This window comes from Lactococcus sp. NH2-7C (genome assembly GCF_029953655.1).
Lineage (GTDB): Bacteria > Bacillota > Bacilli > Lactobacillales > Streptococcaceae > Lactococcus > Lactococcus lactis.
The window spans coordinates 1,890,637-1,913,666 of record NZ_CP124538.1 but is presented as its reverse complement, the minus strand read 5'-3'; the positions used below and the strand labels follow the sequence as shown (position 1 = coordinate 1,913,666).

Here is a 23,030-nt window from a genome sequence, read left to right as displayed (position 1 = left end):
TTAAATGTAAAATTGTTTTTACATTATTCAGTTTAGCATAAGTCATTCTATTTTCTTTTGTAAGCGCTTGTGAACTTTGTGAAAAAATTATTTTAATTTTTTTAGATAAAAAAACTGCCAAAATAAAATATTTGGACAGTTTTCTTATTATGCTTGCCACATTGTTTCTGGATCAAAAGCTTTACCAGCGGATAAATCTGATGATAATTCAATGATTCCACGAACCTCCGGAGCATTTGGTAATTCAAGTTCACGAGCTGAACAAAGCATTCCGTAAGATTGAACACCTCGCAGAGCACCTGGGAAAATCAATGAGCCATTAGGCATCATAGCACCAGGCAAAGCAGCAACTGTTTTTAAACCAAGGGCTGCATTCGGAGCACCACAAACAATTTGTACCGGGTCGGAAAAACCAACATTAACTTTACAGATATGTAAATGATCTGAATCTGGATGATCTTCCATTTCAACAATTTCAGCAACAACAAATTTAGGTTGTGCATCGTGAACAAGAACATCGCTAAATCCTGATTTTCCAAGCTCTTTGTTCAATATTTCAATATCATCAGATGATAAGTTGACTTGACCATTTCCTGACAAATTAGCCAATAGAGATTTCGCTTCAAAAATATTCCAAGCAACCGTCGCTCCAGTTTCTTCAAGAAAAACACGAGCTACTTTTCCCTTACGTTCGAAGTTTACTTTTTCTCCCTTGTCATTTGCAGTGATAAGCATTAAAACATCACCGACATTTGTGTTGTATGTTGCAATCATTTTCTTATTTTTCCCTTTTAATTTCTTAACATTGATTATTATAGAATATAATTCTTAATATATCAATGCTTATCCTGCGATGATACTATTTCGCACTCGCTAAGAAAGTATTGACTTCTTCTTTTGTTTTACGTAATTTATTTACTAGACGAGCTTTTTCTTTGCCATCCTCAATCACGACAAAACTTGGAATTCCCATAATTCCCCATTCAATAGCAAGATCCATATATTCATCGCGGTCCACTTCAACAAATTTAAAGTCTGGATTTTCTACTTCAATTTCTGGCATTTTTGGCTTAATAAAATTACAATCTCCGCACCAACCAGCCGTGAAAAAGAAGACTGTCTTTTCTGGTCCTTTTACAAGTTCGGCTAAATTTTCAATATTTTCTGGAATAATCATTCTACATTCTCCTTTTATTTCTATATGAATACCAAGTTTTCTTACAGAATTTCTTCATTTTTTTCAAAGACTTCTAAAGTTTTAGCATTGATTTCAAAAGTGATTGCCTTATTTTCGCTAACAAGTCCTCCCTCAAAAAGAGCACCCGTAGTTGGCTCCTCAAAAATCCAAAAAGCGTCTATTTTTCTTGTTGAAAAATGTTGCCGAGCTCTGGCAGTAAGTTCATGAATCACTTCTTCTTCCATAGTTTTATAGCCATGATAAGCAACGTGAGCAACTGTTGCACCCGCAATAATTCCCAAACCAAACTTTAGTATTTTTTTCATATGGAAATTTTAACATATTTCTTGGTATAATTATAGTGTAAATCATCAAAATTTTTGCTGACAAATCTGTCAGTAAATTTTTCAGTATTCCGGAGGAGAAAAATGGAACTATTCGACAAAGTAAAAGCACTGACAGAAATTCAAGCGACTTCTGGTTTTGAGGGACCTGTTCGTGACTATTTAAAAACACGCATGATTGCTCTTGGTTATCAACCAAAATTCGATGGGCTTGGTGGTATATTTGTCACTAAAACTTCAAAAATAGCAAATGCCCCACGTATTATGATTGCAGCCCACATGGATGAAGTTGGCTTTATGGTCAGCTCAATCAAAGCTGATGGAACATTCCGGGTCGTTCCACTTGGTGGTTGGAATCCTTTAGTTGTCTCTGGACAACGTTTTACATTATTCACACGTACAGGTAAAAAAATTCCTGTCGTAACCGGTGGACTTCCTCCTCACCTTCTTCGTGGAACTGGTCTTACTCCCCAAATTCCAGCTATTTCTGACATTGTATTTGATGGAGCTTTTGAGAATGCTGCCGAAGCTACTGAATTCGGAATTGCTCAAGGTGATGTCATTATTCCAGAAACTGAAACCATTCTCTCTGCTAATGGTAAAAATATTATTTCTAAAGCTTGGGACAATCGTTACGGTTGTTTAATGATTCTCGAACTGCTTGAATTTTTAGCTGACAAAGAATTACCGGTTACATTGATTATCGGAGCCAATGTTCAAGAAGAAGTTGGTCTTCGTGGAGCCAAAGTTTCTACAACTATGTTCAATCCTGATTTGTTCTTTGCTGTTGATTGTTCACCTGCTAGTGATACTTTTGGTGATGATAATGGTCGTCTTGGAGAAGGGACAACGCTTCGTTTCTTCGACCCTGGTCATATCATGCTCCCTGGAATGAAAAATTTCTTGCTTGAAACTGCTGATAATGCTAAAGTTAAAACCCAAGTTTATATGGCTAAAGGTGGAACTGATGCAGGTGCTGCCCATTTAGCTAATAATGGAGTCCCTTCAACAACGATTGGTGTTGTTGCTCGTTATATTCACAGCCATCAAACAATTTTCAATATTGATGATTTCAATCAAGCTCAAACTTTCTTGAGAAATATCGTAACATCACTTAGTACTGAAAAAGTAGCTGAAATTAAAAACTATTAAATTTTAAAAACAAAAGAAAAAATCACTAGGAAGTCTATCCTAGTGATTTTTGTATTTTATTGACCAAAGTTATAATTAGGCAATATCTTTTTCCAACCAGCAGCTATGTCACTTGCCGAACCACCAATGGAAAAATCATATGTGGTTGTAGGGGCACCAGACTTTGTAGCCCAGAAGCTTGTCGTAGTGTCTCCACCGAGATTAACCTCTTGTGTCTTACCGTTTGATAATTTAACATTAACTTTTCCTGGTTTTTCACCCGTAGAAACTAATACTTTACTCTTAGTCACATTTGGATCACTATTAGGGTCAGTAAATTTTTGACCAGGTCCAAAAATATTAGAATCAGCAGTATTAATTGCATTCACCAATTGGGCTGTAAATTTGGCATTATTAATATAGCCTGACTCCTTAGACATTGGTGAATTGTCATCATGACCAGCCCAACTACCAAGTGTGACTGAAGGTGTAGAAAGCATCATCCAAACGTCTGTATAATTATCAGTTGTTCCTGTTTTACCAGCCCATTGAACATTAGTTGCAAGAGAGGAATTAAGGCCTTGTAACTCACCATAAAACTTACTTGTTTTTTGAGATTTGATAGCATTTTGAAGCATATATTCCATAATAGTAGATGTTGCTTCAGAATATACCTGAGTCCCTCCAGTACTTTGATGTTGATAAATTACATTTCCTGTATCATCTTTGATACTATCAACAATATACCATGGTTCATATTTTCCACCATTGGCTAAAGTTTGATAGCCATTCGTATGTTGAACAACCGTCGGATCAACTCCTCCCCCAAGAGGAAGCGATTCTACAGAATAATCTGCAATATCATATCCCATCTTTGTCATGTATGGTTCAACAGATTTTCCTTTATTCAAAATCGTTTGGTAGGTCCAATAAGCAGGAATATTATAAGAAACATTCAAGGCTTCTGAAAATGGCATCATCTCCGTTCCCTTATCACCGACGTGTTCAATATCTTGTCCGCCAGTATATTTTGCCGGATAGTTAGAAAGAACACTTGCTGAACCCATCAATCCCATGTCAATTGCCGGTCCATAAGCTAGTATCGGTTTGATTGAAGAACCAGGTGAGCGTTTAGTATCAAAAGCATGGTTTACTTGGCTTTGTGAGAAGTCTAATCCGCCAATAAAGCCATAAACAGCCCCTGTTTTATTATCCATTAAGACATTACCAGTTTGTATAAGGCCCGTACCATCTTGCATCAAGTAATTTTGGGTCTTTGCAGCATTTTGCATCGCATCATAGACTTGCTGATTGATAGTTGTAGTCACTGTATAACCACCATTTTGCAATGATTGTTCAGCTAACTCTCGATAACGTTGTTTAGTACTATCATTTCCTAAATCAGTTGTCGAAACTTTATCTCGCTTAATCAAATAATTATAGATATCAGTAATTGCTTCATTATAAACAACATTATATAAATAACCATGTTCTTGTGATTGAGCTACTCCTGGTTGTAAAAATTCTGTTGAAATATCATAAGCTTTGTATTTCTTGTAATCAGCTTCTGAAATATAGCCCCCACGATAAAGATAAAACAAGACTTCTTTTTGACGCTCGAGGCCGTAACTCATGTTTTCTTTTGACTTTAGAGAACCATCAGCCGCATAAGGAGAATAGACGATAGGGCTTTGTGGCAACCCAGCAATAAAGGCAGCCTCAGGTATTGTTAAATCCTTAGCAGATTTTCCAAATATACCAAGAGCGGCTTCTTGAATTCCAGCAATATTTTGGCCTTTATTATTTCGCCCAAAAGGTGAAACATTTAAATAATCAGTCAAAATTTGGTCTTTAGTCAAGTAGTTATTGAGTTTAAGGGCATAGACAATTTCACTAGCTTTACGTTGAAAAGTAACACTGTCTCCTAAAACTTGTTGTTTAATTAACTGTTGAGTAAGGGTTGAGCCACCAGAACTTGTGCCTCCTCCCACTGAACCAATAATCCCACGGATAACAGCCTTAGGGACGACGCCTTTATTTGTTTTAAAACTATCATCCTCCGTTGCAATTAAAGCATTTTTAACATTAGGAGAAATCTCGTCACTTTTGACGGTAACACGCACCAAATCACTAGAAATGTCTGAAATTGGCTGACCATTACTATAATTAATCACAGACACACCATGAATATCATTAATTTTTGCAAGCATTTCAGTTTTGTCTGGTACCTTCGTTTGTTCAACTAACCTAGCGAAATAACCTACACCTGTAGCCGCACCAAAAATACCAACTAAAACAAAAATTATTCCAAAAATTACGCTAAGCCCGCGTATCACCTTAAAGGTGATGGACCACCCTGTTTTTTCATCATTATCTTTAGAATCTTTCGGACTTTTGGACAGAGCTTTACTTTTCTTCCGCCGCTTATTTTCCATTTTTTCTTTTAAACGCGCACGTGCTTCTTCTTGCGAGTCAATTGAGGATTTTTTCATGCCTTTATTATATCAAATTTAAAATGATTTTTCGCCACTTTCAGAATTTTTTTTATTAATTTGTTATAATGTAAAACAGTGCTGTTAATTTTTTTACTTTTTATCCAAAGTGGACAGCTCAATCATTATAGAAAGGATTTTTTTATGAACATTTTTGACGAACTTAAAGCACGTGGTTTGGTTTTCCAAACAACGGACGAAGCTGCGCTTTCTAAAGCGCTGACGGAGGACATGGTTTCCTATTATGTAGGATATGACCCTACCGCTGATTCCCTTCATTTAGGTAATCTTGTACTAATTTTGACAATGAAACGTCTACAAATGGCTGGACATAAACCTTATGCGCTTGTTGGTGGTGCAACTGGTTTGATTGGTGATCCTTCTTTCAAAGATTCAGAACGTTCACTTCAAACAAAAGACACTGTAACAAAATGGTCTGGAAAAATCCGTAGTCAGCTTGAGCGTTTCCTGGATTTTGAAAATGGTGAAAATAAGGCAGAAATGACCAATAACTACAACTGGTTTGAAAATCTGACTTTTATTGATTTCCTCAGAGATGTGGGTAAACATTTCACCGTTAACTACATGATTTCTAAAGACTCTGTAAAATCACGGATGGAAAGTGGAATTTCTTATACAGAATTTGCTTACCAAATTATGCAAGGTTATGATTTCTACGAATTGAACCAATTGCACAATGTCACTCTGCAACTTGGTGGTTCTGACCAATGGGGAAATATGACTGCTGGAACGGAGCTTTTGCGTCGTAAAGCCAATAAGCAAGGGCATGTTATCACTATTCCTTTAATTACAGATTCAACTGGTAAAAAATTCGGTAAATCAGAAGGGAATGCAATTTGGCTTGACGCTGATAAAACATCTCCTTATGAAATGTACCAATTCTGGCTTAATGTTGATGATGCGGATGCTGTAAAAATGTTGAAAATTTTCACGTTTCTTTCATTAGAAGAAATTGCTGAAATTGAGAAACAATTTGAAGCAGCTCGCCATGAGCGCTTAGCCCAAAAAGTTTTGGCTCGTGAAGTTGTCAGCTTGGTTCACGGAAAAGCTGCTTATGAACAAGCAGTTAAAACATCAGAAATCTTATTTGGCGGTGGAGATTTGCGTCAATTAGACGCTAAATCAATCTTAACTGGTCTTAAAGCAGCACCACAACATCAAGTTGCTGATGATGAAGATTTAACATTAGTTGAACTTTTAATCTCTGCCGGTATAGCTCCATCAAAAAGACAAGCTCGTGAAGATATTACAAATGGTGCGATTTATATCAATGGTGAACGTGTTCAAGAACTTGATTATGTTCTTTCAAATTCAGATAAAATTGAAAACCGTTTAACTGTAATTCGTCGTGGGAAAAAGAAAAACTTCGTATTAACTTATTAATAAAACAAAAATTCTGTTCAATTGGGAACAGAATTTTTTATTAAAAAATTTTGAGCATTGCTCTTTCTTTTAGGCTACAATATGTTATAATAACTGTACTGAATATGTTTTTAGGTGATCAAAATGATAGATAAAAAATTTGAAGATAAGTTAAATAAATTGCGTGAGATGTACATCAATAAACGTCCTGAAGAATCTGAAAAACTTGATGATAGTAAGAAATTTGAAGCTTTCATGGCCCTTTCGGATGAAGAAAAAGAAGAAAAGCTCAACGCTAAACTTGAAATACTTACTGATAAGCTCGTCAGCCTTGATGAAAAATTAGGGGATTTGTTAGCTAACGACGCAAGTTCCGACGATATTTCCGAGCTTAAATATTATATTGATGCAGTTAAAAATAAAAAATTAATTCTTGAACAAAAACTCGAATTAATTAAAAATGGTGAGTTTGATGCTGCTCGTAAAGAACGTGTAAAACGTCAGCTCACTGATTTGGAACTCAAACGTTGTAAGGCACTTTTAGGTAAAAAAGACTGCTCAAAAATCAATGAAAAGATTGCTTTGAAGAAAAAAGCAATTAATCGTTTGAGATAAATTAGTAGATTAGGTACGGTAGAGCTAGCTTTGATAGCTCTACTTTGTACTTTTTGGCGCTCATTAATCAATTACACAGAAAGGACTCTATGCTCCATATTATTTTTTATGTCATTATTTTCCTTTTGGTATTAGTTTTTTCAAATGTCCTCAACAAAGTTTTCCCAAAACTTGCCCTCCCTCTTATTCAAGTGGTTTTAGGACTTATTTTGGGCTTTTTTGGTGCTGACGAAGTTTTACATGTTGCACCTGAATTTTTCCTAGGATTTATTATCGCTCCTCTTCTTTTTAGAGAGAGTGAGGAAGCTGATGTCAAACATATTTTAAAACATAGTAAAATTATTTTAGTTTTAATTTTCCCTCTTGTCTTCATCACAACCCTTGGGTTAGGTTTGATTTCTAATTGGATTTACATGGGATTACCTTTAGCTGCTTGTTTTGCTTTAGGAGCAAGTCTTGCTCCTACCGATGCCGTAGCCGTCGGAGCTCTGTCCAAAAACTTCTCTTTTCCTCGAAGAGTCATGAGTATTTTACAAGGGGAAGGTTTGCTTAATGATGCTTCCGGGATTATTTCCTTTCAGATTGCTTTAGTTGCTTTAGTTACAGGTTATTTCTCTTTTCCAGATGCAACAATGAAATTAGTTATTTCAGCACTTGGTGGGGCTGCTATTGGTTTTACTTTAATTTATATCAAAGGACTTGTCTTAAGACTTTTGGAAGATGTTGACGCCCGAGATGTTTCTGGTTATCTTCTTTTAGAACTGGTTGTTCCTCTTGCTGCCTTTCTCATTTCTGAAGAATTACATGTTTCTGGAATCATTGCTGCAGTTGTTGCTGGAGTCATGTCGGCAAATGGCCTTAAAAGAACAACACTGTTTGATGCTCAAGTTGAAAAACTAAAAAGTACAATTTGGGATACTTTAACATTTATTTTAAATTCCTTTGTCTTTCTTTTCTTGGGAATTGAACTTTATCAACTTGTAGTTCCACTTTTAGTTGATCCTGTTTATTCATCAGCACTTTTAATTGTTCTTGCTCTTGCTTTAACTGCTGGATTATTTGCACTGAGATTTATTGTCATTACTTTCTATTATTGGCTTCGTTCCCTTAAACAAAAACAACCGTTTTCTGCTTATTGGAATGATGTATTTCTTCTAACCTTTGCTGGTTCTAAGGGAACAGTAAGTATTGCAACGATTCTTTTGGTTCCACGAACTGTCGATATTCAACCGGTTCTCGTCTTCCTAGCAGCTGCGGTAACTGGTTTAAGTTTCCTAGTCGGGATGTTCATTCTTCCTTTCTTTGCAGTTAAAAAAGTTTCTAAAGTTAATAATATCTCTAAAATTGCGATTTTATCTGAGGTAGTTGATGAATTACGTCATGATATGAAATCGGCTAAAAACCCTCAGGGTTATGAGGTAGCCATTGATGCTTATCAAGAACGAATTCAACAATTAATTATTGAACAAGAGTCAACAGATATGGCGATTGATTACAATGATTTGCAACTTTTGATTATAAGAATTGAATCTGAAGGTCTTGAGGTCGCCTTGCGTGAAAATAAGATTTCGATGTATACTTATCGAACTTATCAAAGATATATCCGCTCATTGGAATCAAGTATTGTCCATTCACTCGTTTCTAGTATTCAATTTGTTTATGTCATTGCCTTGCGTGCTTTTCATTTACTTACCTCTCGTGTCTTACATGTTGATTTTTATTTCAAGAAAACAAAGGCAGCAATGGAAACAACGCGGGATGAAATTACCGAACTTTATTTCAATAATACCGAACTTATCTTGCAAGCTTTGGATAATTTAAATGGGGTCTTTGATGAACAACTTTTAAACTTCTTGCAATCTGAGCGTTTGCGAACATCTGAAATTGTCGCAACTGGTGGTCACATTTCGCGAATGATGAATAAAGCTCAGCCTAATAACATTACTGAAATGATGCGAGCATACTATTTGGAACGTAAAGTTATTTTTGAACATGAGCTTTCTGGGGCAATTACTGCAAGAGAAGCTAAAGATATGCGGCTTAATGTGAATGTTCTTGAAGATTATTCACTTGCAAGTAATCACCATACTTTACTTTTTGACTTTTTAGAACGTCGGAAAAATAAAAATTAAAACAAAAAGTTACTGACAGACCTGTCAGTAACTTTCTATTTTTCAATTCTAATAATCGTTTCTAACTCAATATTTCCTTGAATAGCTCTTGAAATCATACAAGAACTTTCTGCCCGTTTGGCAAGTTTAATTGCTTTAACATCATCAGACTCTCTTGTCAATTTCATAGCGACATGATAAGTAATTTTTTCATAAGTAAAAATTCCCTTGGTCACATCAACCACTCCTTTAGCATCTACTTTTAGATGTTCTAGGAGAATACCATTTCGCTCAAGCATGGCAGCTAATGTAATCGAATAACAAGTACTTGCTGCTCCGAGTAGCATTTCATCAGGATTTGTTCCAACTCCTGGACCGTCCATTGTTTTAGGAATTGAAATTTTTTCATTCAGTGCCCCAGCTTGTAAATCACCGATTGAATTTCTTCCTCCCACCCAATCAATATGTGAATTAAAAAGATGTTTTACCATTTTTTATCCTTTCAATTTACTGACAGAAAAAAATGACTCATCCTATTTTCTATCAGTAAATTTAATAAAAAGTCTGTTCAATGACAGACTTTTTTAGAATGTTTGAGCTTCTAACTCTACTTTATTAATGAATTCAGCAAGAAGTTCTTCTGTTTTTTCTGGATCATAAGCATGCCCTTCAACGGCAATTTGTCTAAAGTCGCTACCGATAAAATTGAAGATTGCTGACATGTAAATTGTTGCTGGGTCTTGTGCTCCATAAACACCACCGTTAGCTTGTAAGTGCAGGACTTTTTTGTCATTTGCCAAACCAACAGGACCTTCAGCTGTATATTTGAATGTTTTACCAGCAACGTTAACTGTATCAACCCAAGATTTAAGTTCAGCAGGAATCATCAAGTTATACATTGGATTAGCAATAACTACTTTATCAGCTGACAAAAATTGTTCTGTAAAACCAGCAAAACGAGCCAATTTATCTTTTTGTGAAGCTGTAAGTTCAGCATTTTCACCTGCGAACATTGCACTGACCAATTCAGTATTCAAAGTTGGAATATCAGCACTGAAAACATCTAGTTCTTCAATTTCATCTTCTGGGTGAGCGGCTTTATAGGCTTTGACGAAAGCATCAAGACCTTTGAGTGAAAGTGAATAATCAGCAGTAAGTGGGTGACCTTTTACAACAAGAAGTTTAGACATATTTTGTTCCTTTATAGAAAATATTTTTGTGTTATAAAAATAATTATAGCAAACTTTTATAAATTCTCAATATATTTAGTACGTGAAAATTTACACATGTAAACATTTCGCTGACAGACTTTTCTGTAAGTAAAAAAAACAATCATCATGATTGTTTATATTTTACTTTTTGCGCCCCAACAAGCGGAATAGGCCAAGAAGCCAAGTCACTAAAACAAGAAATGTTGAAAAATAGAAGGCCACATGGAAACCGTGTAAAAACACATCTGGTTGATTGTGCAAATACGTTGTTACCTTATAGCCCAACTGATTTGACATTGCTGTGAATAAAATCAATGTTGCTAAAGAAGTTCCTAAAACAAAGGCCATATTACGGGCAAGAGAATTAACTGATCCAGCAATCCCTAAATACTTACGATCAACAGTTTCCATGATTAAAACATTGTTTGGACTTTGAAAAATCCCCATAGACATTCCTTGAATTAAAAGAATAACAACAACTAACCATGGAGCAGAATGCGGATTAATCAATAGATAACCAAGTTGCGATAAAACAATCCCTGAAATACCTACAAAAGTAACTATTTCTTTGTCCATTTTATCTGCCGCTGCTCCTGCTATCGGACTCGCAATCAGCATAGCAATAGGATAAGCCATCATAATCATCCCTGCCAAGCCTGGCCCATAATTTCTAAAATCTTGTAAGTAGAATGGTAATAAAATACTTGAGAACATCGCTACTGTGAAATTAAAAAGAGCCATAATAATACTCATTGAAAATAATTTTGATTTAAAAATTCCTAAATCAAGCAAAGGCTGAGCGACTTTTTTCTCAGTTAGAATAAATAATCCAAAGAGAACAAAGCCAAGCAATACACCAATAATAATTAAGGGACTGGTCCAACCTAAAGATTGTCCAAAATTAAGGGCTAAGAAAAGTAAAACAATAACAGAAGTCATTAGTGTTCCACCTTTAAAATCAATATCCGACCATTTTCCACTGGTTTTTTCTTTTGGCAAAGCATGATTTCCAAAAATCCATGCTAAAATTCCGATAGGAACGTTTATCCAGAAGATATAATTCCATGAAGCAACCTGCAAAATCAGTCCTCCAAGGGCAGGTCCAGCAATTGAGCCAACCGATACAAACATTGCTGAAATGGAAAGTGCTCTTGCTCGACTTTCAGCTGGAAAAATTTCTGAAATAATCCCAAAGCCGGTTGCCATAAACATTGACGCACCAATAGCCTGAATCACCCGGGCAAAAAGAAGAAAACCTAAGCCCCATCCAAAATTTAAGCCAGCAAGTGCCGAGCCTAAAATAAAAATTCCCCAACCAATTCGGGTAATTCGTGATTTACCTATTAAATCGCCTAAACGGCCAAAAATCAGTACAATCGCTGAAATTACAATTAAATAGATTGTCACCACCCAAGTAATCTGAGAAGTAGAAACATGAAGCTCCTTTGACATTGTTGGTAGAGCAATATTAACAATTGAACCATCCAATGTTGACATAAATGTAAATATCCCTAAGGCAATTAAAGCCTTGATTCTGTCTGACATAAAATCCTTTCCTATAAATTGAGTATCATCTTCTTTAAATAAAACTCCTAATAAGCCTTGATATACTGAGAACTCAATTAATTTTTATTAGTTTATAAATAACGTTGGTAATTATATCCTTGTTTCCAATCTTTGTCAAGTTTAGACTATCAATCGTAGTTTCCTAATCAAATGAAAATGCTACTCATAATATTATAAGTAGCATTTTTATTATAAGAAATCAGCAAATTCTTCTTCTTCAGTTTGGTCCCAGTTTTCACCAGTAATTGTTGTGAGCATAATTCCTTTGACCGCACGGTCAACCATCCCCTCAACATCCATTCTCTTTTCATATTGAATACAATTTTCAAGTTTTGGATTTGTTTTTGGAGAAGGTGGTGCAAAGACAGTACAACAATCTTCAAATGGTAGAATTGATAAATTAAAAGTATCGATTTTTTCAGCTATTTCAATAATTTCATTTTTATCCATTGTTACTACTGGTCGAATAACTGGAGTATTAGTTACTTCATTAATGGCAGACATTGAGCCAAGCGTTTGGCTAGCAACTTGTCCCAAAGATTCTCCATTAATAATCACTTTTCCACCACGTTCTTCACGAACCCGATCAACCACGCGCATCATAAAACGACGTGTAATTGTCATCAAATATGCTTGTGGAGCCTTGGCTTTTATTTCTTCTTGAATCTCGGTAAATGGTACTTCAATAAAGGTAATTGAACCTCCAAAAACGGTTAATTTAGCTGCTAAGTCTTTGGCTTTCTTCAAAGCTCCTGGTGAAGTGTAAGGAGGGCTAGCAAAGTGAACAGCCTCAATCTCAACTCCGCGTTTCAACGCTAAATAACCTGCAACTGGTGAATCAATTCCACCTGAGAGCATTAGATGTCCACGTCCTGCTGTTCCGACTGGCATTCCTCCGGCACCTTTAATATCTTCAAAACTAAGATATGTCGCATCTTGTCTGATTTCGACGCGCAATGTGATGTCAGGCTTTTTCATTTGCACTTTTGCGTAAGAGAAATTATCAAAAACAACATCTCCTAAAGCAATATTTAATTCTGTTGAATCTAGTTCAAAGTTATGGTCAGCTCTTCTGGTAGCAATTTTAAAAGTCTGCCCTTCGCTATAAATCTTTTTAAAAAGAGATACAACTTCTTTTTTGATTGTAGGCATAGATTTTTCAACTTTTATTGAAGGTGAGAAATTTTGGATTCCAAAAACTTTTGTTAAACGATTTGAAACTTCAGCATAATCTGCTCCATTAAGTTCAATGTGTGCTCTATCTCTTACTGCTGTAATTTTTAATTCAGGCATATCTGCAAGGACTTCGCGGATATTTTTTGCCAAACGATTGATAAAGTAACCACGATTTTTTCCTTTGGTTGAAAGTTCACCATAACGAACCATGATTTCATCGTATAATACAGTCATTCTTTATTCTCCTACATTCTCCTATATACTTCTGTATCACTCATTCTTGTATACCATCTAGTATTCAATACTCCTATAATATCCTACTTACTTCTATAAGTTTATGGTTAATTTTGGGTTAGTATTTAAATATAGTATGGTTCGTTACAGAACTATATATCATAATTTTATTTCATTAAGTTTTTCTAAAGTATCTTCATTCATTGATTGAGTAACATGAGTATAAATTTGTAAAGTTGTTTTCTCGTCCTTATGACCTACACGTTGCATTATTGTTTTTACAGGAAGTCCCATTTCTGCAAGCAATGAGATATGAGAGTGACGAAACAAATGTGTCGAAAAATCTCTTGGATTTTTGTTTGGAATTTTTGCAATTGTAGCCTGACGTTTTAAAAACACAGTTAAAGAATTTAGGGCATGTAAATTTCCCTTGCTATTTAAAAAAATAAACTCTGAATCAAAATTATTTAATTGATTTTCCGTTTGATACCAAACTAATATTTCAATACACCGTTCATTTATAAAAATTTTCCTTATAGAATCCGCAGTTTTAGGCAATGATAATTTTTTCTCTTTTGCACGTACAGAGTGATAATCCAAATTATATTTTATATGAATTATATTTTCTTCAAGATTTACATTTTCCCAACGTAAAGCCAACGCTTCTCCAATACGTAGCCCTGTAAGAAATAAAAATTCAAACAGTAAAATCATTCTCTTCTGACGAACATCTAAACAAGCTTTGTTCATTGACTTTAGAAACAGCGACATTTCTTCCTTTGACAAAAACTTTTTTTGTTTTTTCTCATACTCTTCAATAGTTTGAGTATATCTGGGTAGAATTACAGAAGATACAGGGTTCTCTTCAAGATACCCCATATTTTTACAATACCTAAAAAAAATATTAAGTCTACTTTTTAATGTTTTTTTTGACTTATGAGTCCAATTCAATGATATTAAAAATTTTTGTAAACTTTGAGAATTTATATTTTTTAAATTCATATTCCCAAACTCATTTAAAAATTTTCTCATATACTCATTTTCAACTACCCATGTACTTGAACGCAACTCTTGTTTTCTATAACTTTGCCATTCCTCATAAACATATTTCACTTTAATTTTATTTGAATCTAAGATTAAAGAATATTCATTCTCAAAATAATTATCAATTTTCTTTGATAATCGTTTTTCTGCTTCTCTTTTGGCTTCCCTTGAACGAGTATTCATTGTACAAGATACCTGTTTCCAAATTTCCTTTTTATCATCATAAAATTTTAGATAATATCGAAATTTGCCACTTGCTAAAGGTTTTATAAACATATTTCTCCTTCTCAATTGAAAAGAAGTACACAGTGCATTTATTATAACACATTATAACTTCTTTTTTCTAAGGCTATCTTTGTAACGTAAAAACTTTTTATAACCAACTAATTCTATACATACCCGTTTTTTACTTGGATTATATACATAATTTGAAAATTCATCATGTTTTCTCATTTCTGTTAAATCTCTTTCAACAACTTTTATTCCAAAACCAAATAATTCCGCAATTTCCCATTTATCAAATGTATCTCTTTCCATTTTCTTACCTTTCTAACGCAAAAAAATAGAGCAAGATTTCTCCTGCTCTTTTAATTTATTCTTTTATCACTAACTTTTTAATTTTATTTTTGTATTCATCAATTTGTACTCTTGTGAGCCATTGGGGGCTTTCTTCCTCAGAAAAATTATCATAAAGACGATACATTTCCGCAAAATGACGGTCTATCGTAGTTCCCCAAAGAACATTAGCAATACTGCTTTCTGGTATCTTTCTTTTACAAAAATTGGAAAAATGCCCTACAACGTACTCACAGTCACTCTGTAACCTACTTAACATCATATAATTAAATCTCGTGGCTTCATCTGGTTCTGTAAATTCATACGTTCCAAGAGGATAACGGTAATTTAATCTAGGGTTTTCAAAAGTTTTCGTACCAACAAATTTATAATTTGCACTTCCCCCAAAATTAAGAATCATTTTATTTTCATTTTCTTCAACTGGAATAAAAGTATAATCAAAATCATAGCCTTCTTCATCTTCAGCTAACCCTATATAAATACACGCTTCCTTTATTTTTCCTTTTACCTTGATAAACTCATCAAACCACATAGCATAATTTCTTTTGACTTGTATTTCTGCCATTTTATATTCCTTTCTGAACCAACTAGTAGTTTAAAATACTTAACCAGTTCATATCACTTAAATTTTTACTTTCAGCAAGCACTCCTTGTAATGAGAAACCTTGCTTTTCCAAATCATCTGCGTATCTTTTTAGATAGCGAACACTATTATCTAAATTATTTGCAAAAATGCTTAATCTTTGACGATAGCGTTGTTCCAATTGAACAAGGAAAATTACATGACTAGAGAACACTTGAATAAAATCACTATCTATTTTCATGTAATCTAACATTTTTTCTTGCAAATTCTCCCACTCTTTTTTTGATTTTATAACGCTACTTTCTTGTATTGCTTTAATTTTTCCAATTGCATTTTTTAATTGTTCTCCCCATGCTATTACTTCAGAAAAAGTCGCATAAGGACAGAGTTTAAGCTCTCCTTCAATTACTCGCAGTCTATGGTCGAAGTGCCTGAAATTATTTTCTAACACTCTTTCAGACATTTTCCCACTTGCTCTAACTTCTTCAAGTTCTGACATTATCTATCTCACTTTACGTTCAATCATTTTTAAATTTTCAACTAATTCTGGAACATCTTTATGAAGGTATTCCCCTAAACGTCTAATATTTACAGCACCATAAACATGAACATAAAAATTTCTATTTCTATTTCTTCTATGTTTATTCCAATTGATACCCTGATACTTCTCTTTTATTTCTTCACCCACTAAATTGACATTTTCTCCCAATTGAACTAAGCTCATTAAAACTGAATTGTATAGATCATAATTTTCTTCCAATTTTTCCACGTTATCATTTACCTTAGCAAAAGTTTCTAAAGCCCTCTCGCCAAATTCAATCATATTGCGAATATATCTACTATCTTTTCTCATATTCACCTATTTCTTTATAAAATAAAAAAAACTAACTATTTAAAGTTAGGCTTGAACCATTGCTATTTCATCTTAAATCAATTTAAACATCTCATTACGAACACTTGTATTAAAACGCTCCCTCTGAGGTGTGCGTTTATTATAGAGCGTTTCTTCCTCAATTATATCTACGGAACGATTAAGAACTTTTTCTATTTTTTCTTCTAAGTCAAAAAGAAAAGCATAATCATCAATATCACTTGAATTAACAACTAAATCAATATCACTATTCTCAGAAGCTTCATTTCTAGCGTAAGAGCCAAAAATCCATACTTCAGGTATTTGGTATTCCTTAATTATTGGTCTAATTTTCTCAACTATTTCTTTCATTGATAATACTGACATCACTATCCTCCTCGCCTTATTAACACTTTATTTTATTATATCAAACTTTTTTTTAATCACATAATAGAGCTAATTAAACTTTTTTTATTTTCCTATCACATAATGCAATTGACTAGCTTGTGCTTTTGTTAAAACTTGGAAAGTATAAACTGTACTAAAACCAGTTCCTGACTGTGAAATCAAGACTGAACCGTCTGAATGTATTCCCTCGACAAAAGCCACGTGACCGTATTGTGGGTCAGCATTCCATTGACCACCTACTGTTTGACCGCCACTAAAGCTAACCGCACTATGGAGTGTTGGAGTAGTTGTTACTGTATAACCAGCTTGTTTTTGCCAATCAGCACCATTACCCATATACATTCCAAAAGTAATACCGAAATCCTTAGCTCGATTCCACGTGAACCACGTACATTGTTTGTACTCATAACTTGATGCAATATAACCGCTAGTATTAATTGGTTTATCCAAAGTCCAACCCGACGGAATATCTGGAGTAATTCCTGAGCCACCTGAACCGCCACCAGTTCCATTATCACCACCAGTAGTAAAGAATGTGTACCAATATTGAGCATATTCTTGACGCTGAGAAAGGCTATCAACTGCCCCCGCACGTTCCCATTTACGCATAATATCTTCTGTGGCTTGATTAATATTAGTTTCTTTAACTAATTTTTTTATCAACGTAGAATCAGAATCATCGTGTTCAAACATAAATTCAACTTGAATATTAGTATCTGTCCAAGATTTTTTTTGACTTTTAGCGTACTTAAGCAAACTAACTCGCCTACCACTATCCCATTGTGCTAAACCAAAGCCATAGCCACCGATACTACCATTCATAGCTTTTGATTCATCATAGGACGCTTGACTTTGAATAGCGCTTGGAATCAATCCACCGCTTTCATGTTGGCTATTACCAATTAAAGCAGCAGCTCCTTCTTTAGTTCCGCCCTCTTTTAATGCTCTATCCCAAATCGTTTTTGCGACTTGTTGCTGTGTAGTGTTCACATTAACATTATTATTAGAGGAATCATCCGCAGTAACAACATTAAAAAGGACAAATAAAAAAGTCAAAAGGAAAACAAAGGGCAATAAAAGAGGAACAAAAGATAAAGTAAGTTTTCGCTTCAGTTTCTTTTTAATCACAGCTCCCCCCTTTTGTTACAACTCATTTTTAATCTTAGTAGGACGATTGATTTGAGCATTTTCTCGTTTAATATCTTCTGACTTAACAGACTGTTTCACACTCGTTTTTATAGGCTTATTACTATTTGGACTAAAACGCTGTTTATTTTTTTCAAAGCGTTGTGCCATTCTTTGCGCACTTGCTTTTTGTTCTTGATTCGCTTTTACACCTTTAACAATTGCTTGATTTCTGCTTTCTGCTGATTGATGTTTTTTCTCATAATTTTGTTGCGTATTTTTCACCATTCGCTCAGTTGCTGGGCGTAATTGTTCAAGTTTTTTATCATGTTCAACTTTTTGCTCCGATTTTTGTTTCAAATCTTTAAGATTTTTACCTGTTTCTGTCTTAGGTTGTGCTTTATTCATATCAGAATAAGGAGCAACTTTGTCACTTGCTCGTTTCTTTTTAGTTTCTGAAGTTTGAGTATTTTGTTGTTTTTTCTCCGCTTTTTTATTTTGTTTCTCAAAACGTTTCTCAAAGCGCTCTTTTTGTTTAGTTGCCTTATTACGTTTTTTCTCATCGGAATTAGGGTCAAGAATATTCTTCATACTTTCACCATACTTTTTAAATCGATTTTCTGAACGACGACGATTAATTGCACCCGTTCCAACTTTATAATTAATATCTTTTGCAAAAGTTTTACCAGCAATGATCCCCGCTGTTCCACCAGCCAATATTGGCTGTAATGTCCGTTGTTTAGCTCTTGAAAATGCTGTGTCCATTGCATTAAATGCTCGATTGTTTGTAATCGCACTTGATGCATTACCTAAAACAGAGAAGAAGAAACCTCTAAATTTAAACAAGATAACATATACAATCACTTTTGCGATTGACATAAACAAATAATTTGCACCAGCACCACCAAAGATAGTATCTAAGAAATTATTCAAACTTAAAAATAAAGTTGTCGCATACCCTAAAAGTACAGACAAAATAAGGGTTACCCCTGTTTTGACAACTAAGTTTTTACCCGCTTGCTCAAAAACTGAGAGGAAAACTAAAAAGGCTACAATAGGTGCTACAAGTAAGAAAACAAGAAATGCAATACCCGCAATAAGCGCTCCTAACTTGAAGAGTAAAACACCACATCCTAAAACAAAATTATTGATAACTGCCCCAAGAGCAACAGAAAACTTATCTCCAATTTCATTAAAGCGTAAATGACTTACTTTTTCGGCTTTCCTTATGTCCGCTACTTTACCAGCATCTCCGCCTGAATTAATTAATTTATTAACATTTTCACTTTTAGTACCATATTGCTTATCATTATCGAAATTCATTCTTTCAAATGGTGTAATAACCATTGTTTGAAGTAAATCAGGCTTACCGTTAGATACCCCACCAATTTTAATTTTTTCAATCACTGAAGTATTAATATCTGCCGATTTAGTCTGAACTGTATCAATAACTTTTCCGCCCAAATTGAAAAATGAACTATTCAATATCAGTAAACCAAAAATCACTATTACTGTTTTAGCAAGATGCCCTTTTAAGAATGCTCGAAGCAGGCTATACAGTATAAATGTTGCAATCAACCAAAAAGAAGGGTTGGACGGACTGAGCAAGGAATCATAAACTGTTTTTCCTGATGCAAGAACAATTTTTCCATAGTCTTTAACAACATTGATTTTAGAAAACATGTTATCTATCCACTTTGTAAAACTATATTCTTGTTTTGCAATGTAGAATACACCTTGCACCCCCATATTAACAGTAACTTTAATCTTATTGTCAGTATCAAGATAAGATGTATAAACATAGAGTGGTGTTTTATCATCACCTAATTCATAATTTGTTGAATCATCACCTAACTCTTTATTTATTGCATCATCTGAAGCATCCGTTATATCATCAACCGCATTTTGTGCATCATCCGCAGAGTTATTTAAATCATCTAGTGTATTTTGGTCTGGTAAATCTATACCAGGTATTGAACCACTTGATGTATCAGCCCCGACTTTGGAAAGGGGAATAAAACAGAAAAACAGCGCCACTAAAATAAGGACTGTTCTTTTTTTCATTTACGCTACCTTTCTAGCCGAAGCATTCTTACCTTCTTGTGTTTCAAAAAGTTTTGAAATTTCAGGAAAAACTCCATCTACTGTCATTCTTGATTTTCGACCAAAACAATCTTTATAAACACATTGCGCTTTTGTCATTGTATTCATCATTTTTCTTGATTCATCTGTCTTCGGAATTTTAAGATAAGCTAATTCTTCATCAACTTCATTTGGTTCAAGAAAGGCAAAGGTTTGACCAAAACTAGTGCTATCTTTCAACCCTTCAAGCTCACTCTTATCTTTAACCGATTGTGAAACTTGGAATGTAAAATCATTATAAGAGCGACCAGTTCTCCGTTTTTCTTTCAAAATATGCGCCCCTATTGGTGTAGATTCCAAAAACCACGCTTCATCAAATAACGTAGATGTATTTTCTGATTTATCTCTACGACCAAACCATGTACAAAAATGTCCTAACGCATACATAATCGCTAAGGAATTAATTTGAGCATCTGTGAATTGCTCAGGTTTATCTCCAGCTTGTGGAAGTGAAAGCCCTTGAACTTCTAAAATAGTAATGCGACTTTCCATAGAGATCGCTTTATTTTGACCATTTGAAAAGATAAGTGAGAGAACAGAGCGGTGACTATTACCAATTAAATATTTAGCCACCTTAGAAATTCCTTCAACTTCATTGTCTTTTAGATATTCAAAAATGGAAAGTAAACCAACCAATTCACCACGTTTACGTTTTTCAAGGAACATTTCAACCGCATTTGGAAATTCCGTGTCAAAATCGATATTTCGATATTTTTCAGGGATAACTTGTTTAACAAGTGTTTTACTTAAATCAACTGCTTCTTGACCAGTTAAAAATACAATAGGGTCAAGCACCCCGTGATTTTTTTCATTTTCCGCATCAAAAGTAATGAAATTAATTTTCTCAATATATCTTACAATCGCTTGTTTGAAATTATAAGACCAAATTTCCTTTTCGCTTGCATCATCATCAGGAATAGGTGCATTTTTGTATTCTTCCATGACCTTTAAATATTGATTTCGCATCTCTGCTTTAGGGTCAATATATAAATTTTTAGATTTCATTAAAGTCATATACAAGAACAACAGTTTAGCCAAGAAACTTTTACCCGCCCCAGTTTCACCTGTAACATCAGTCGCTGGATTATTGGTTACTTTTCCCAAGATGTCTTTATTAACAGCAAATGGATTGACAAAAACAAGGTTATTAGAATCAGCAAGAGCTTGCTTAAAATCTCCACCATAATTTCGACTTGAACCATCAACACGACCTAGATAGAAACCGTAGTCAAACCCAACTTTTTCGGTAACAAAAAAGAGATTCTCACAGAAACTCTCAATTGACATTGGCTGTATCCAGTTTTTATCCGTTGCCAGTAAATCACTAGCAAAAGTAAGTTTATCAAGTAAATAGGGCTGGTCACCCATTGCTGAAGATAGCTCAATATTATAAGCCTTCATTTTCTCCATCAAATGGTTTTGTTTCCATTCAACCTCTTCTACTGATTCACCAGTAATAATAAGGGTCATGAGATAAGAAAGAAAAACCTCATTTGCATTATCCCTTTGAATAACATCTCCTAAGACTTCAACTGAAGCTCCAATATTATCATTTTGGATTGAATCCTTTTCGTAAGCTTCAATCTGTGTCTGTTTTAGTCGTCCTAAAGCACGTTCAGCCTTTTTCTTAATAGAGTTCCAACCTTTTCGTTTATTAAAATAATACTTCGTATTAACTTCAACTGGGAAAGGCATTGTTTGAATATACTCAACCAAATGAAAGTAACTTACATTATTTGGCAAATAAGCAATTGGAAGAACTTTTACAACACTTTCTCCATAATCGTTACCTAAACGGCTTGTACCATCTACAAAGTATTTCTTACGAACTTCTTCAAGATTAGAAATAGAGTTTTCCACCATATTGACCTCATGTTCACGATTGTAATATAAGCCACGTAAGTATTGATAACGATTAATAAACTTTGTTTGCTCCCCATTTGTTGGTTTTGCATCCAACGTTGACAGAGTAGAGGATAGCGTATCATTAAGCCCCTCATACTCTTCATACCAATCCTCAAAAAATTGTTTTTCTTTCAAATAGCCCATTGCTTGCTCTTTTAATTGTTCAAACGTTGTTTTAATGGTCTTGATAAGGTTTGTAGAAATAAAGTTATTTTTTAATGGAATAACCATAAAATAGCGATATTCATAAGGTGCGCCCATTTCTTCAGCAAATAAATCTAACGTACCATCAAACATATATTCTGCTACTTCTCTTGTATCATCTGCCAAATCATCCGATAAGACTTGATAACGAGAGAACACATCAAGATTCATAGGTAAAGTTAGGATTTCCCCATTGTGATATGGAATGAGTTCAAGAAAAGCACTATGTTGAATTGCTTTCGCTGTTTCCTTTGCTTGTTCATCTGTACGAGATAAATTCATTGCCGGAACTTCAAACATAGCGTACACTTGACCATTTTCTTTTAACATCAAATTTTTATGAAATGCGATGATATCATTATATTTTCGATTTTTAAACATTAATCTTCTTCCACCTCTCTATGATGAACTCCTTTCACCCAGTAACCTTTTTTTCTAAAATATATAACATATGTTTTTGAGAAATCCCATAAGTAAACAGGAAAACTCTTTCCGTCAGGTCGATAATCTGAAAAAGCAAGACCGACACTCCAAGCTAAAAAGCCATCTCCAAACAAGCGCCAATTCAAGGGAATTATCTCCAAGAATTGAAAAGGGAATATCCATAAAATAATGAATACCCCCACCGCATAAGCGTATGTAGAGAACTTTTTGGCATTGTTTAAAGACCAATTTCTAGTAATTTGTTGAATCCACACAGGCTGTTCAAACGAACGCTTAAGTGAAAACGACCGTTTATCTTTCATTAATTCC

Annotated in this window: 22 protein-coding genes; 4 read left to right on the top strand and 18 right to left on the bottom strand. The window is 34.3% G+C overall.

Annotated features, from left to right (window positions below; translation table 11 throughout):
- Positions 1 to 147: 147 nt before the first annotated feature.
- The 3 genes from ytpR to QJV49_RS09595 all read right to left on the bottom strand — a co-directional run bounded on the left by ytpR (position 148) and on the right by QJV49_RS09595 (position 1,503).
- The gene (gene ytpR / locus QJV49_RS09605) at positions 148 to 774 is read right to left on the bottom strand and encodes a YtpR family tRNA-binding protein (protein ID WP_225512603.1); all 627 of its coding nucleotides are present in this window, start codon (positions 772 to 774) and stop codon (positions 148 to 150) included.
- A gap of 85 nt (positions 775 to 859) precedes the next feature.
- On the bottom strand, positions 860 to 1,177 hold the full coding sequence (locus QJV49_RS09600) for a thioredoxin family protein (protein WP_003131595.1): 318 nt from the start codon (positions 1,175 to 1,177) through the stop codon (positions 860 to 862).
- Positions 1,178 to 1,218: 41 nt separating this feature from the next.
- A complete protein-coding gene (locus tag QJV49_RS09595) occupies positions 1,219 to 1,503 on the bottom strand; it encodes a hypothetical protein (RefSeq protein ID WP_225512602.1) in 285 nt (94 codons plus the stop codon).
- Between the two features lie 102 nt (positions 1,504 to 1,605).
- Between QJV49_RS09595 and pepA the strand changes: the two genes are divergently transcribed.
- Positions 1,606 to 2,673: a glutamyl aminopeptidase gene (gene pepA, locus QJV49_RS09590; RefSeq protein WP_225512601.1), complete on the top strand. Its 1,068-nt coding sequence runs from the start codon at positions 1,606 to 1,608 to the stop codon at positions 2,671 to 2,673.
- Positions 2,674 to 2,729: 56 nt separating this feature from the next.
- Here pepA and QJV49_RS09585 read toward each other — a convergent pair whose 3' ends face one another.
- Positions 2,730 to 5,144, bottom strand: a complete 2,415-nt coding sequence (locus QJV49_RS09585) for a transglycosylase domain-containing protein (RefSeq protein WP_225512600.1) — start codon at positions 5,142 to 5,144, stop codon at positions 2,730 to 2,732.
- 144 nt (positions 5,145 to 5,288) lie between these two features.
- Here QJV49_RS09585 and tyrS point away from each other — a divergent pair, with 144 nt between their 5' ends.
- The 3 genes from tyrS to QJV49_RS09570 all read left to right on the top strand — a co-directional run bounded on the left by tyrS (position 5,289) and on the right by QJV49_RS09570 (position 9,274).
- Positions 5,289 to 6,548: a tyrosine--tRNA ligase gene (tyrS, locus tag QJV49_RS09580; protein ID WP_225512599.1), complete on the top strand. Its 1,260-nt coding sequence runs from the start codon at positions 5,289 to 5,291 to the stop codon at positions 6,546 to 6,548.
- Between the two features lie 123 nt (positions 6,549 to 6,671).
- Positions 6,672 to 7,142 carry a hypothetical protein gene (locus QJV49_RS09575; protein ID WP_225512598.1) on the top strand — a complete coding sequence of 157 codons (471 nt, stop codon included), beginning with the start codon at positions 6,672 to 6,674 and terminating at the stop codon, positions 7,140 to 7,142.
- A gap of 89 nt (positions 7,143 to 7,231) precedes the next feature.
- Positions 7,232 to 9,274: a sodium:proton antiporter gene (locus tag QJV49_RS09570; protein ID WP_225512597.1), complete on the top strand. Its 2,043-nt coding sequence runs from the start codon at positions 7,232 to 7,234 to the stop codon at positions 9,272 to 9,274.
- A 35-nt stretch (positions 9,275 to 9,309) separates the two neighbouring features.
- Here QJV49_RS09570 and QJV49_RS09565 read toward each other — a convergent pair whose 3' ends face one another.
- The 14 genes from QJV49_RS09565 to QJV49_RS09500 form a co-directional block, all read right to left on the bottom strand.
- Positions 9,310 to 9,744, bottom strand: a complete 435-nt coding sequence (locus tag QJV49_RS09565; RefSeq protein WP_225512596.1) for an OsmC family protein — start codon at positions 9,742 to 9,744, stop codon at positions 9,310 to 9,312.
- 93 nt (positions 9,745 to 9,837) lie between these two features.
- The gene (locus QJV49_RS09560) at positions 9,838 to 10,443 is read right to left on the bottom strand and encodes an FMN-dependent NADH-azoreductase (protein ID WP_225512595.1); all 606 of its coding nucleotides are present in this window, start codon (positions 10,441 to 10,443) and stop codon (positions 9,838 to 9,840) included.
- A 162-nt stretch (positions 10,444 to 10,605) separates the two neighbouring features.
- Positions 10,606 to 12,009, bottom strand: coding sequence for an MFS transporter (locus QJV49_RS09555; protein WP_225512594.1), 1,404 nt, complete (start codon positions 12,007 to 12,009; stop codon positions 10,606 to 10,608).
- Between the two features lie 210 nt (positions 12,010 to 12,219).
- Positions 12,220 to 13,440, bottom strand: a complete 1,221-nt coding sequence (gene thiI / locus QJV49_RS09550; protein ID WP_225512593.1) for a tRNA uracil 4-sulfurtransferase ThiI — start codon at positions 13,438 to 13,440, stop codon at positions 12,220 to 12,222.
- A gap of 159 nt (positions 13,441 to 13,599) precedes the next feature.
- A complete protein-coding gene (locus QJV49_RS09545; RefSeq protein ID WP_225512592.1) occupies positions 13,600 to 14,760 on the bottom strand; it encodes a site-specific integrase in 1,161 nt (386 codons plus the stop codon).
- Between the two features lie 51 nt (positions 14,761 to 14,811).
- Complete coding sequence (locus QJV49_RS09540; RefSeq protein ID WP_103054456.1) at positions 14,812 to 15,021, bottom strand: DNA-binding protein; 210 nt, start codon at positions 15,019 to 15,021, stop codon at positions 14,812 to 14,814.
- A gap of 55 nt (positions 15,022 to 15,076) precedes the next feature.
- The gene (locus tag QJV49_RS09535; protein WP_225512591.1) at positions 15,077 to 15,625 is read right to left on the bottom strand and encodes an LPD11 domain-containing protein; all 549 of its coding nucleotides are present in this window, start codon (positions 15,623 to 15,625) and stop codon (positions 15,077 to 15,079) included.
- A gap of 22 nt (positions 15,626 to 15,647) precedes the next feature.
- On the bottom strand, positions 15,648 to 16,142 hold the full coding sequence (locus QJV49_RS09530; protein ID WP_225512590.1) for a hypothetical protein: 495 nt from the start codon (positions 16,140 to 16,142) through the stop codon (positions 15,648 to 15,650).
- Positions 16,143 to 16,145: 3 nt separating this feature from the next.
- Entirely contained in the window at positions 16,146 to 16,466 is a 321-nt protein-coding gene (locus QJV49_RS09525) for a HepT-like ribonuclease domain-containing protein (protein ID WP_281449133.1), read from the bottom strand.
- Positions 16,467 to 16,568: 102 nt separating this feature from the next.
- Complete coding sequence (locus QJV49_RS09520; protein WP_225512588.1) at positions 16,569 to 16,880, bottom strand: nucleotidyltransferase family protein; 312 nt, start codon at positions 16,878 to 16,880, stop codon at positions 16,569 to 16,571.
- An 84-nt stretch (positions 16,881 to 16,964) separates the two neighbouring features.
- Positions 16,965 to 18,029, bottom strand: coding sequence for a phage tail tip lysozyme (locus QJV49_RS09515; RefSeq protein ID WP_081043273.1), 1,065 nt, complete (start codon positions 18,027 to 18,029; stop codon positions 16,965 to 16,967).
- 15 nt (positions 18,030 to 18,044) lie between these two features.
- Positions 18,045 to 20,090, bottom strand: coding sequence for an MnhB domain-containing protein (locus QJV49_RS09510; protein ID WP_225512587.1), 2,046 nt, complete (start codon positions 20,088 to 20,090; stop codon positions 18,045 to 18,047).
- Positions 20,091 to 22,658, bottom strand: coding sequence for an ATP-binding protein (locus tag QJV49_RS09505; RefSeq protein WP_225512586.1), 2,568 nt, complete (start codon positions 22,656 to 22,658; stop codon positions 20,091 to 20,093). It lies immediately after the preceding gene.
- On the bottom strand, positions 22,658 to 23,023 hold the full coding sequence (locus QJV49_RS09500) for a TcpE family conjugal transfer membrane protein (protein ID WP_012898545.1): 366 nt from the start codon (positions 23,021 to 23,023) through the stop codon (positions 22,658 to 22,660). The genes QJV49_RS09505 and QJV49_RS09500 overlap by 1 nt, the downstream gene beginning before the upstream one ends.
- Between the last annotated feature and the right edge of the window lie 7 nt (positions 23,024 to 23,030).